10 protein-coding genes are annotated in these 12,696 nt (G+C 70.2%); 5 read left to right on the top strand and 5 right to left on the bottom strand.

The genetic code is table 11. The annotated features are described in order from the left end of the window. Nucleotides 1–98: 98 nt before the first annotated feature. From RCP80_RS20360 to RCP80_RS20340, 5 genes are read right to left on the bottom strand one after another with little or no spacing between them, the layout of a single operon-like run. Entirely contained in the window at nt 99–2,300 is a 2,202-nt protein-coding gene (locus tag RCP80_RS20360; protein ID WP_308479393.1) for an AAA family ATPase, read from the bottom strand. Beyond that, on the bottom strand, nt 2,297–3,163 hold the full coding sequence (gene pssA / locus RCP80_RS20355; protein ID WP_308479392.1) for a CDP-diacylglycerol--serine O-phosphatidyltransferase: 867 nt from the start codon (nt 3,161–3,163) through the stop codon (nt 2,297–2,299). The genes RCP80_RS20360 and pssA overlap by 4 nt, the downstream gene beginning before the upstream one ends. After that, nucleotides 3,160–3,870, bottom strand: coding sequence for a phosphatidylserine decarboxylase (locus RCP80_RS20350; protein WP_308479391.1), 711 nt, complete (start codon nt 3,868–3,870; stop codon nt 3,160–3,162). The genes pssA and RCP80_RS20350 overlap by 4 nt, the downstream gene beginning before the upstream one ends. A gap of 35 nt (nt 3,871–3,905) precedes the next feature. Beyond that, nucleotides 3,906–5,129 carry a molybdopterin molybdotransferase MoeA gene (gene moeA, locus RCP80_RS20345; RefSeq protein WP_308479390.1) on the bottom strand — a complete coding sequence of 408 codons (1,224 nt, stop codon included), beginning with the start codon at nt 5,127–5,129 and terminating at the stop codon, nt 3,906–3,908. Between the two features lies 1 nt (nt 5,130). Further along, nucleotides 5,131–6,048, bottom strand: a complete 918-nt coding sequence (locus RCP80_RS20340) for an SDR family NAD(P)-dependent oxidoreductase (RefSeq protein ID WP_308479389.1) — start codon at nt 6,046–6,048, stop codon at nt 5,131–5,133. 70 nt (nt 6,049–6,118) lie between these two features. On the opposite strand from RCP80_RS20340, the gene RCP80_RS20335 reads away from it, so the two are divergent. From RCP80_RS20335 to RCP80_RS20315, 5 genes are all read left to right on the top strand, one after another. Then, nucleotides 6,119–6,616 (top strand): PH domain-containing protein, encoded by a 498-nt coding sequence (locus RCP80_RS20335; protein WP_308479388.1) that lies wholly within the window; start codon nt 6,119–6,121, stop codon nt 6,614–6,616. Then, entirely contained in the window at nt 6,613–8,103 is a 1,491-nt protein-coding gene (locus RCP80_RS20330; protein ID WP_308479387.1) for a PH domain-containing protein, read from the top strand. The genes RCP80_RS20335 and RCP80_RS20330 overlap by 4 nt, the downstream gene beginning before the upstream one ends. A gap of 32 nt (nt 8,104–8,135) precedes the next feature. Continuing rightward, on the top strand, nt 8,136–8,951 hold the full coding sequence (locus tag RCP80_RS20325; RefSeq protein ID WP_308479386.1) for an HAD-IIA family hydrolase: 816 nt from the start codon (nt 8,136–8,138) through the stop codon (nt 8,949–8,951). 70 nt (nt 8,952–9,021) lie between these two features. Continuing rightward, entirely contained in the window at nt 9,022–9,855 is an 834-nt protein-coding gene (locus tag RCP80_RS20320) for an adenylate/guanylate cyclase domain-containing protein (protein ID WP_308479385.1), read from the top strand. Between the two features lie 86 nt (nt 9,856–9,941). Further along, nucleotides 9,942–12,683, top strand: a complete 2,742-nt coding sequence (locus RCP80_RS20315) for a class III lanthionine synthetase LanKC N-terminal domain-containing protein (RefSeq protein WP_308479384.1) — start codon at nt 9,942–9,944, stop codon at nt 12,681–12,683. Nucleotides 12,684–12,696 lie beyond the last annotated feature (13 nt).

Raw genomic sequence — 12,696 nt, 5'->3', positions numbered from 1 at the left:
AATTTTGGGCTTTGTCGTTAGGCATTCTACGGATGGCGTCGCAGCCCGCGTGCGCCGGTAATCCCGGGCGTGCGGTCAGAGCGCCGCGGCGCCGGGGGTCATCGCCCGGCGGCGAACGCGCGCAGCGCCTCGACCTGGAGCGGGTCCAGCGACGGCCGGACGGTCGCGCGCGCGGTCTGCACATCCGCCAGGGTGACGTCGGCGGCGTCGATCGACCTGCGCATCGCCGTCAGCGCCGCCTCCCGCAGCAGCGCCACGCAGTCGGCCGCGCTGTAGCCGTCGAGTTCGGCGGCGATGGCATCGAGATCGACGGCCTGATCGCCCTCGGTGACCAGCGGCACCGATTTCGCGGCCGAGGTCAGGATGTCGCGGCGGGCCTCGGCGTCCGGCGGCTCGACGAACACTAGCTTCTCCAGCCGGCCCGGTCGCAGCAGCGCCGGATCGATCAGGTCCGGACGGTTGGTAGCCCCGAGCACCACGACGTCGCGCAGCGGTTCGATGCCGTCGAGTTCGGTGAGCAGCGACGCCACCACCCGGTCGGTGACCCCGGAGTCGAAACTCTGTCCCCGGCGCGGGGCCATGGCGTCGATCTCGTCCAGGAACACCAGCGAGGGCGCGGAGTCCTGGGCGCGCTTGAACAGGTCGCGCACGGCCTTCTCCGAGGAGCCGACCCACTTGTCCATCAACTCGGCGCCCTTGACCGCGTGCACGGACAGCCGGCCGGTGCTGGCCAGCGCGCGCACCACGAACGTCTTGCCGCAGCCCGGCGGGCCGTAGAGCAGCACGCCGCGGGGCGGGTCCACCCCGAGCCGGGCGAAGGTGTCGGGGTGCTGCAGCGGCCACAGCACCGCCTCGGTCAGCGCCTGCTTGGTGGCCACCATGTCCCCGACGTCCTCGAGCGTCACCGAGCCCACCGAGACCTCCTCGGTGGCCGAGCGGGACAGCGGCCGGATCACGCTCAGCGCGCCGATGAGATCCTCCTGTGTCAGCGCCGGCGGTTGACCGTCCGCGCTGGCCCGCGACGCCGCCCGCAGCGCCGTCTCCCGGACCAGGGCCTGCAGGTCGGCGACCACGAAACCCGGTGTGCGACCGGCGATCTCAGACAATTCCAGGCCGGTTTTCGGCTCGGTGGGCACGCCGCGCAGCAGCACCTCGAGCAGTTGGGTGCGGGTGGCGGCATCCGGCAGCGTCAGGCCGAGTTCGCGATCGCACAACTCCGGCGCGCGCAACCGCCCGTCCAGGGCATCGGGCACCGCCGAGGTTGCGACGAAGGCGACACCGGCACTGGTGACCGCGCTGCGCAACTCGGTCAGGATGAGGCTCGAGACGGGTTCGGGGCGCCCGTCGCGGCCCGCGGGCAGCAGCGCGTCGGCGTCGGTGATCAGCAGGACGCCGCCACCGTCGCGGACCGCGGCCACCGCCTCGGCGACCGTGCCCAGCCGGTCCTCGGCGGCCAACGCTCCGACCGCGGGCCCGTCGAGTTCGACGACGCGGCGCCGCGCGCACACCGTGCGCACCATGGTGGCCTTGCCGACACCGGCCGGGCCCGTCACCAGGACGCCGAGATGCGGTGCCGCTCCCAGCGTCTTGAGCAGTTCCGGCTCGTCGAGCGACAGCTTGAGCCACTCGGTGAGCTTGCCGGCCTGGGCGTGCGAACCCTTGAGGTCGTCGAGTTCGACGCGGGGATGTTCCGCCGCCGCCGCGGCGGGCGCGGTCGGGGCCGCGGTGCCGGCCGGGGCGCGTTCCTCGGCGTCGCCCCAGCTGACCACCGAGTTGGGCTGCACGCTGACCGGGCCCGGCGGGTCGACCGCGCTGACCGTGAGCAACTCCGAGGTCCACGTGATGCCGACCGCGGCGGCCAACGCAGTGCTGGCGGCCGAGGTGGACGTGCCGGGGCCCAGGTCGCGCGGCAGCAGCGACACCGTGTCACCGACCGTCATGACCTTGCCGAGCAGGGCTTGGCGCAACGTTGCCGGGGACACCGAATGCGTGGTCAGGCTGGAGCCGGTGACCGTGACGGACCTGGCGCCGTACACCGTCACCGGCGCGACCACCACCGTCGTGTCCTCGCGCAGGCCGGCGTTCGACAGCGTGACGTCGTCGAGCAGTGCGGTCCCGGCGGGCACCCCCGGACCGGCCACGCCGACCACCGCCGCGGTGGTCCGCGCGCCCGTCAGCGAGACCGCGTCCCACTCCCGGATGCCAAGGGCGGCAATGGCTTCCGGGTGTAGGCGAACGACGCCACGGCGAGCGTCGAGGGCGGAGTTGTTCAGCCGCGCCGTCAGCGACAGTTGAGTCACGGCCCACCCGGTTTGCGCAGGCCCAGCCGCGCGGCCGACCGGCGGCCCGCGAGCCGGCGGTTCGGGTGGGCGGCGCGGCGGATGGCGCGGCGGGCCTGCCGCTGCTGCTTGGGCTTGTCGTCCCAGACCTCGGGATGCTTGGACAGCCAGTCCTTGGTGCGCACCGCGAACGGGATGTGGATGACGTAGGCCAAGATGATCGCGAGGATCACCAGGTAGCCGTACTGGATCGAGGCGGCCACGCCGATGGCCAGCAGCGCCAACAGCGGGACCACCATCCGCGGGTGGATCGCGAAGGTGTGGATCTTGCGCATCGGGATGGTGCTGACCACCAGCAGCGAGACGCCGATCATCCACGCCGACACCGCGATCTCCGAGGTCCACCAGCCGTCGCCGAACTGCATCTTGGCGGCCAACGGCCCGATCGCGCCGATCGCCCCGGCGGGGGCGGGCATGCCGGTGAAGAACTGCTTCTCGTATTCGGGCTGCTCGCCGCTCAACATCGCGTTGTAGCGCGCCAGCCGCAGCACGATGCACACCGCGTAGAGCAGCACGACAATCCAGCCGATCCGCGCCTCGGACAGCAGCGTGGCGTAGACGATCAGTGCCGGCGCCACCCCGAAGTTGACCGCATCGGCCAGCGAGTCGATCTCCTCGCCCATCTTCGAGGTCGCGTTGAGCAGCCGCGCCATCCGGCCGTCCAGCGCGTCCAGGATCGCGGCGACGGCCAGGAACGCCATCGATTCGGTGGGTCGGCCGTCGAGCGCGAACTTGACCGCCGAGAGCCCGAAGCAGATGGCGGCGACCGTCATCGCGCTGGGCAACAGTCGCGTGGCCTGCCCGGGGTTAATGCGTGGTTTCACGGCATCTCGGCAATCACGGTTTCGCCGCCGATGGTCCGCTGCCCGCACGAGACCAGCACGTTCGCGCCGTCGGGCAGGTAGGTGTCCAGCCGCGAGCCGTACCGGATCAGGCCGTAGGTGTCGCCGATGTCGAGCTTGTCCCCGACGCCGACGTCGCAGACGATGCGGCGGGCCACCAGGCCCGCGATCTGCACGACGACCACGTCGTGGCCGTCGGCGGTCTTGATCACCAGGCTGTTGCGCTCGTTGTCGGTGCTGGCGAAGGGCAGGTCCGCGCTGGCGAACAGGCCCGGGCGGTGAATCGCGGTGACCACCTCACCGCCGACCGGCGCGCGCTGCACGTGCGCGTCGAGCACCGATAAGAAGATGCTCACCCGCAGCCGGGGCGCATCGGGCAGGCCGAGTTCGGGCGGCGGGGTCGCGTTCTCGATCAGACACACCTGACCGTCGGCGGGCGCGACGATGACCCCCGGACGCGTCGGTGGGACCCGGCTGGGGTGCCGGAAGAAGGCCGCGTTGGCGGCCGCGGCGGCCAGTCCGGCCGTCCAGACCCACCGGCGTCGGCGGCCGAGCGCGGCCACGGCCAGGCTCGCTCCGACGAACGGCACTCCGGCCGGGTGCATCGGCGGGACCTGGGATCGGACGAGCTGGCTGAAGTGCGCGAGGTCGAAGCGCGGAGCATCGGACGGGCGGGGGCGTCTGGCCACGTCGGCCATTCTATGTAGTCGGGTGGACAGCGGCCCTAGTCGCCATCGAGGTCCCACACCCGCACCGCGGTGCCGGCCTCGATGTCGGTGATCTCCTCGGGTATCTCCAGCAGGCAGTTCGCCGACGCCAGCCAGCGCAGGTGATGCGAGGCCGGCGGCCCATAACTGGTGACGGTGCCCGTCGCACGATCCAGCACGCCGCGGCGGAACTGTCGTTTGCCGCCCGGCGAGGTGCACGCCTCGGTGAGCACCGCCCGCAGTTGCCGGCGCGCCGGGTGCGGCAGGTCCATGGCGGCGCGCAGCGGGGTCCGGATGAACACCTCGAACGACACCAGGGCGCTGACCGGGTTGCCCGGCAGGGTGATGATCGGCACCGAGCGTTCACCGGCCGGCCCGCCGACCCTGACGAAACCGGCGCCCTGGGGCATGCCGGGCTGCATCGCGACCTTGGCGAAGTCCACCTGGCCGCCGAGTGCGTCCTTGACCACCTCGTAGGCCCCGGCGCTGACCCCGCCGGTGGTGATGATCAGGTCCGAGTCCCCGAGGTGGGTTTCCAGCGCCGCGCGGAACTCGTCGACGTCGTCGCCGGCCATCGGCGATGCCACCACCTCGGCGCCCGCCTCGCGGACCGCGGCCGCCAGCATCACCGCGTTGGACTCGTAGATCTGCCCGGGTTGCAGCGGCGTGCCCGGGGCCACCAACTCGGTGCCGGTCGACATCACCAGCACCCGCAGTCGCGGCCGGACCGCCAGGGTGCCGATGCCGAGCGCGGCCGCCAGACCCAGCGCCGCCGGGGTGACCGGCTGACCGGCCTGCAGCACCGTGGTGCCCGCGACGACGTCCTCGCCGGCGCGGCGGATGTGGCGTCCCGGTGGTGCAGCGGCGCGGATCTCGACGGTCTCGGTGCTCCCGTCGGTGGCCTCGACCGGCACCACCGCGGTGGCGCCCGCGGGCAGCGGTGCACCCGTCATGATGCGGTGCGCGGTGCCCGGATGCAGGGTCAGCGCGTCGGTCCGGCCCGCCGGAATATCCTCGGCCACAGGCAGTTTCACCGGGTTCTCGGCACTGGCGGTGGCGACGTCGTCGGCCAGCACCGCGTAGCCGTCCATGGCCGAGTTGTCGAAACCGGGCAGCGACAGCGTCGCCACCACATCGGCGGTCAACACCAGCGCCTCGGCCTCGGTCAACGGCAGCGTCATCGGGGGACGCGCGCTGATGAGGTCGGCGACGATCCGCTGATGCTCCGCGACGGTGCGCACGTCAGACGCCGTAACTGACGCCGGTGAGTTCCTCCGAGACGGCCCACAACCGCTGCTGCACCGCCACGTCCTGGGACATCTTGTTGGACGTCACCAGCACGGGATGGCCGCGCAGTTCCCGGAACCCGTCGGGGCCGTAGTACTGACCGCCGGCGACCGCCGGATCGGTGGCGGCCCGCAGTGTCGCCAGCGCACCCATGGCCGCGCTGTTGGTCACCAGGCCGGCGAGCTGGCTGAAGCCGGGCAGTCGGTTGCCGGGGATGTGGCGCATGAGTTCGGTGTTGGAGATCCCGGGGTGGGCGGCGACCGCGATGGTCGGCGCCCCGGCGGCGGCGAGTCGACGCTGCAGTTCATAGGCGAACATCACGTTGGCCAGCTTGGACTGACCGTAGGCGGCCACCCGGTTGTAGCCCCGTTCCCACTGCAGGTCGTCGAAGCGGATGCCGGCCTGGATGTTGTGCGCGATGCTCGCGACCACCACCACCCGGGAACCTTCGACCTCCAGTAGCTGATCGAGCAGCAGGCCGGTGAGCGCGAAGTGGCCGAGATGATTGGTGCCGAACTGCAATTCGAAGCCGTCGGCGGTGACCTGCTTCGGCGGGTACATCACCCCGCCGTTGTTGATCAGCAAATCGATGCGCGGATGGGCGGACTTCAGCTCGGCCGCCGCGGTGCGCACCGAATGCAGAGATCCCAGATCGAGTGGCTGCACCGAGACCTCCGCGCGCGGCGTCAGGCCGAGGATCTTGGCGGCGGCCGCGTTGCCCTTGTCGACGTCGCGGACAGCGAGGACCACGGTGGCGCCACGGGCCGCGAGCACGCGGGCGGTCTCATAACCCAGGCCCGTGTTCGAACCGGTGACGATCGCGACGCGGCCGGATTGGTCTGGGACGTTGGCTTCGGTCCATTTCTGGCTCATGTCTAGAAGATACGTGGCGGGCTTTCGCCGACGGTCGACAACCGGTGTCCCGGCCAGCCATGCTCTACCCATGGGTGCACCAGTGCAGATGATGAGGGATCCGGCGTATCCGCCCAGTCGCAGCGCGCCGGTGGTGTGGGCCCTGGGCGCGGCGATTCCGTGGGTGATCTTCACTTTCGCGCAACTGATCTGGTTCGCCGTCGACGGCCGCTGGCTGTGGCTGCACGCGGTGGTGGCGCTGTTCACGGTGCTGGGCGCGGTGGTGTCGGTGGTGGTCGCCCCGCTGTGGCGCTACCGGGTGCACCGCTGGGAGATCAGCCCGCAGGCGGTGTACACCCGCACCGGTTGGCTGACCCAGGAGCGCCGGATCGCGCCGATCTCCCGGGTGCAGACCGTCGACACCTACCGCGGGCCGCTGGACCGCCTGTTCGGGTTGGCCAATGTGACGGTGACGACCGCGTCCTCGGCCGGCGCGGTACACATCGTCGCGCTGGACGCGCCGGTGGCCGACTATGTCGTCGCGCAGTTGACCGACATCGCCGCGCTCGGCGCCCACGATGCGACATGACGGCGCCGCCCTACAGCACCGCGAATGCCCCTGAGTGGCAGCGACTTTCACCGCGCATGCTGCTGGTGCACCCGGTACACGAGGTGCTGCGTCAGCTGCCGCTGCTGATCGGCTCGATTGTGCTGGGCTCGGCGACCGGCAGCCCGGTGTGGATGCTGCTGGGCGTGGGCTCCATCGTGGCGCTCGGGTTGGCCCGGTGGTTCACCACCACCTACCGGATCGACGACCAGGATGTCTCGTTGCGCACCGGGGTACTGCAACGCAATGCACTCTCGGTGCCGCGCAACCGAATCCGTTCCGTGCAGACCGAGGCCAGGCTGTTGCACCGGCTGCTGGGGTTGACGGTGTTGCGGGTCAGCACCGGTCAGCAGGCCACCGGGGACGGCGTCTTCGAACTCGACGCCGTCGAAACGAGTCAGGTCCAACAGCTGCGCGCGATGCTGCTCGCCGACGCGGTGCAGGCCGGTCAGCAGGGCGATCCGGAGCGACCACCGGCCGCCGCGGTGGTGCTCGCCTCCTGGAAGCCGTCCTGGCTGCGGTACAGCCCGCTGAGTGCGTCCGGTCTGCTGATGATTCTGGCCGCGGTCGGGCTGATGTTTCAGGCCGGGTTCGCCGACACCCTGCGGGAATCGGCGGTCGTGCAGTCCGGGGTGGACGCCGCCGCGCGGTTCGGCACGGCGACAGCCGTTGCCGCAGTGCTGGTGGTCGTGCTGCTGGCATCGGTGGTGCTCGCGGTGGTGCGGTCGCTGCTGACCTACGGCAATCTGGTGCTGACCCACCGCACCGACACCCTGCACCTGACCCACGGCCTGCTGCGGGTCCGCGAATACACCTACGACCTGCGCCGGCTTCGCGGCGGCACGCTGCGCGAACCGCTGCTGGTGCGTGCGATGGGCGGGGCCCGGCTGGACGCGGTGATGACGGGCGTGTCGGGCATGGGGGAGTCCTCCCTGCTGCTGCCGCCGTGCCCGACGGCGACCGCGCAGCGGGTGCTGACCGATCTGGTCGGGTCTGCCGAGGTGGTGTCGGGGCCGTTGATCGCACACGGCCCGGCCGCGGTGCGCCGACGGTGGTTTCGCGCCTTGGTGGTGCCCGCGGTGGCGCTGATCGCCGCGGTGATCGCGGGGTTGACGGTGGGGGCACCCGGATGGGTGTGGCCGCTGTGGGCGGTGCTGACCGTGCTGTGCGTGCTGCTGGCGATCGACCGCGTGCGGGCACTGGGGCACCGGGTGGACGGGCGTTGGCTGGTGGCCCGCAGCGGCAGCGTGGAACGGCGCCGGGACTGCGTGCAGACCGACGGCATCATCGGATGGACGGTGCGCCAGACGTACTTTCAGCGGCGGGCCAAGGTGGCGACGCTGGTGGCGGCCACCGCCGCCGGTACCAAGCGCTACGAGGTGCTCGACGTGCCGGCCGAATCCGCCTGGACGGTGGCGGCGACGGCGTCGCCGTGGGTCGCCGAGAGTGTGTGGGCACACCACAATTAGCCGCCGGGGCGGGCGGCGCCTAGGGTCGCACCATGGCGATCGGCGGAGTGCTCTTTGACATCGACGGTGTGCTGGTGACGTCGTGGCGGCCCATCGACGGCGCCGCCGAAACCCTGCAACTGCTCGCCGACCGGCAGATCGCCCGGGCGTACCTGACGAACACCACGACCCGCACCCGGGTGCAGATCGCCGATCTGCTGACCGACGCGGGCATGGACGTCGGGCCCGACGAGGTCGTCACTGCCGCGGTGCTGACCGCCGACTTCGTCCGCGACCGCTACCCGGACGCGCGGTGTTTCCTGGTCAACAGCGGTGACATCGCGGGCGACATGCCCGGCCTGGACGTGGTGTCCTTGGTCGACTACCGCGGCGGTCCCATGCCCGAGGCGCCCGACGTGGTGCTCCTCGGTGGCGCCGGGCCGGAGTACGACCACGTCACGCTGTCGTGGGTGTACGACTGGATGGCGCAGGGGGTGCCGGTGGTCGCGATGCACCGCAGCACGTCGTGGGAGTCCAGCGCGGGGCTACGGATCGACACCGGCACCTATCTGCTGGGCCTGGAGGCGGTCAGTGGCCGCCAGGCCATCGCGGTCGGCAAACCCGCCCCCGAAGGATTCCTGTCCGCGGCGGCGCGACTCGGGGTGGAACCCGACGAGATGTACATGGTCGGCGACGATCTCAACAACGACGTGCTGGCCGGGCAGGTCGTCGGGATGACCGGCGTGCTGGTGCGGACCGGCAAGTTCCGGCAGGCCACGCTGGACCGGTGGGCCGCCGACGAGTTCGCGATGCAACCCAACCATGTCGTCGACTCGGTCGCGGACCTGCCGGAGTTGCTGGGCCTTTAGGCGATTTGGGTGCGCTGGGCGGCGGGTAGCGCGCCTGCGCGCACCCAAATCGCTCGGTTAAGGTCGGACGATGGATGTGGTCGTGGTGTCAGCCGTGGCGGTGGCCGTGGTGGCGCTCGCCGCGATCATCACGCTGACGGTGCTGCTGATCGTCTCGCGCCGGCAATTGGCGGCCGCGCGCGCGGAACTCGAACGCGTCCGTGAGCAGCAGGGCCGCCGACGTCGTCGACTCGGTGTCGCGCCGCTCGCGATCAAGACGGTGTGGCAGACCGCGGACTCGTTGCTGAACAAGGGCGTTGGCGCCACCGTCCGGAACTCGATCGAGGATCTCGCCGGGTGGGCGCAGGTCGAGCGGCCAGACCTGGCACGCCTGACCGCCGACGGGGACGTCGTCATCGCGTTCTCCGACATCGAGGGTTCCACCGAACTCAACGAGGCGTTGGGTGACCGCGAGTGGGTCAAGGTTCTCGAACGACACAACCGGCTCGTCACCAAGTGCGTCACCGCACACGGCGGGCACGTGGTCAAGAATCAGGGCGACGGGTTCATGATCGTCTTCGCCGCCGCCACGCAGGCGGTGCTGTGCGGCATCGACATTCAGCGGGCGCTCGAGAACGGCGCCGATCGTCGTCGTGCGATGCGCGTCCGCATCGGCATCCACCTGGGTAGCTCCGTGCGCCGCGGCGACGATCTCTTCGGCAGGAATGTCGCGATCGCCGCGCGGGTGGCCGATCAGGCCGGCGGCGGGGAGATCCTGATCACCGATGCGGTGCGCACCGCAATCGAGGACGGCGCGGCGATCGAACTGGGCCCGCCGCGCGAGGTCGATCTGAAGGGGATTCGCGGCAGCCACCAACTGTTTCCGGTGCTGCCGGGCGAAGTTCGGCGTGATTTGCCGCGGTGATCGGGTGAAATCACGCCGAAATCGCTCGGACCGCTGTGGTGGCGTGTCCAGTCGTGCTTGCATTGCCTGTGGCGTTGCATCGCTCGGTGCGCCGATCCGAGGTGGACTGGAACGACATTCCGGTGGCCGAGGATCCGATCCGGCAACTGCTCGACCGTCGTGTCCCGTGGATCATCCACGAGGACCTCTTCAGCCAGCAGTCGTTCGGGGTGGGCCAGTGGCCCGACCAGGGTTGGAAACTGCACGTTTCGGCCACGCCGTTTTCGGCACCGGCGGTGCTGGAAGCCGCGCTGGACGTCCTGCTCGGCGCCGGGGTCCGATTCAAGGTGGTGTCGACGCTGAGCCTGCTGGCAGCAATGAACTCGAGCGCCTTCGGCACGACGCAAATCGGCAAGTTCATCACCGTCTACCCCCATGACGATGCCACCGCGGTCGCCTTGGCGGTCGACCTCGATGCCGCCACCGCGGGCCACAGCGGCCCCCGCATACCGTCGGACCGTCCGCTGAACCCCGGCAGTCTGGTCCACTACCGCTACGGGTCCATTCGCCGCCTACCGGAATCCGAGGCGTTCGGGCGCACCGATGGCGCATACGACCTGCTCGACCCGGCCGGACGGCTGGCGGACGACACCCGCCTCGACTTCTACCGCCCGCCGCACTCCCAGATCGTCGATCCATTCGAAGCCGCCGGTGTCCGGGTGCCGCTGCCGGCGCGCCGACGGTTCCTCAACGACCGCTACCTGATCACCGATGCGCTGGCGCAAAGCGCCCGCGGCGGGGTCTTTCGAGCCGTCGACGTCGGGGTGCGGCCGGCCCGGCTGTGCCTGGTCAAGGAATCCTGGCATGACGTCGGTCTGGATGCGTATGGCCGCGACGCCCGCGACTGGGCGATCAACGAGCAGCACATTCTCACCCGCTACGCCGATAGTCCGGGTCTGCCGCAGTGCCTCGACGGATTCGAGATCGACGGGGACTTCTACCTGGTGATCGAGTATCTGGACGGGACTCCGCTCGATTCGGTGCTCGCCGAACAGGATCCGCTCGACGGCCGGATGAAACTGGACGACCTCGTCGCGGTCGGGCTGGCGACTGCCGATGCACTGGCCGGACTCCACGAAATCGGGCTGGTCTTCCGGGATTTCAAACCCGCCAATGTGATCAAGACCCCGGATGGGGCCTATCAGCTCATCGACTTCGGCATCGCCTACGAGTACCGCCGCGATACCGAACCGCCGCTGAGCATCGGTACACCGCCGTTCTATTCGGCCGAGCAATTCGAGTTGGGACCCCCGGATCCCGCCGACGACGTCTTCGCGTGGGGCGCGGTCCTGCATTACCTGGCGGTCGGCAGGGCATCCGTCGACAATCGCGGCGACGAGGTCCTGCAACCCTTTTCGCGTCGGCCGGTCACCGAATTGGCGCCCTGGTTTCCACCGGCGATCGCGGCGGTCATCGACCGTGCCGTCGCGTGGGAGCGCGCTGATCGGTACCGGTCGATGCGGGACGCTCGGACGGACCTGGCTGCCGCGGCGGCCGGTGTCGCCCCCTCCCGCGATGCACGCGACTCGATAACGTACTCGATACCGCTGTCCGGCAACCGATCCGATTCGGACCGCGTCCAGGCCCCGCGGCTGGCCCGCGAGGTCGGCGATGCGCTTTGTGAGGAGGCCGAGGAGCACGGCGCCGGGGTGTGCTGGCGGCGTCGCTTCGAATGGAACGACGACAGCGAACGCAGCCCCGACCTCTACGGCGGCGCGGCCGGAGTGGGCCTGTTCTTGGCTGAGTTGGCGCACGTCACGGGGAATGATCGCTACGGTGTGGCCGCCCGAGGCGCGGCGCAGTGGCTGTGCGGGCCGGCGTGGGGCCGCGGGCGGGCCCAACACGGCTTCCACAACGGCGAGGCCGGTGTCGCGTTCTTCCTGCTGCGGTTGGCCGAGTTGCTGGACTGCCCGGGATATATCGATGCCGCGGCGATGCGACTCCGGCGGTTGCGCGGCGCGGCCTGCCACACCATCGACATCATGTACGGCAGTGCCGGGACGATTCTCGGCTTGTTGGCCTGCCACGCGGCCACCGGTGCGAACGAATTCCTCGACGACGCCCGCACGCTGGCCGAGCCGGTCCTGGACCAGGCGTTGACCGCCGGTGACGGCGTCTATTGGGAGGTTGCCTCAGCGGCTCCGGGCGGACCGGTGTTGCCCTACCTGGGGCTACTGCACGGGTCGGCCGGCGTCGGGTTGGCGCTGGCGGCATTGGCGCGCGTGACCGGAGATGAACGGTATCGACGCGCCGCGATTGCGGTCGCCAGACACCTTGGCACCCAGGCGGTTCCGATCGATTCCGAAGTCGGTCCGGCGCTGGCCTGGCAGCGATTCGTCGGCGACACCAAGCCCGGAATGCAGGCGCAATGTCACGGCAGCGGCGGTATCGCGCTGTTCTTTCTGCTGTTGGACGGGATGTTCCCGGACGCCGACTACCCGCCGGTTGCGCGCGGCGCGGCGCGGGCGCTGCTGGCGCGTGAGACCCGTGCGACACAGTCCGGGATATGCCATGGGGTAAGCGGAGCGGGACATCTGATGCTCGACTGTTATCAGAGCCTCGGTGATCTTGAATGGCTCTCTCTGGCTGATTCTTTCAACCGACAGCTGCAGGACTTTCGCGTGGACGATCGGACCGGAATTTATGCATTACAGCATGGTCAATCCGCAACGCCGGACCTCATGCTCGGATACGCTGGTGTCGGCAGTTTTCTGCTGCGAATCGCAGACCCGGCGGGGGCGCCAGATCTGGTTTGGGGGCGGTTGCGGACTGCCTGGGAGATTCACTGATGGGGGGAACTCG

This window comes from Mycolicibacterium sp. MU0053, assembly GCF_963378095.1.
GTDB classification, from domain to species: domain Bacteria; phylum Actinomycetota; class Actinomycetes; order Mycobacteriales; family Mycobacteriaceae; genus Mycobacterium; species Mycobacterium burgundiense.
This window is presented reverse-complemented; position numbering and strand designations above follow the sequence as displayed.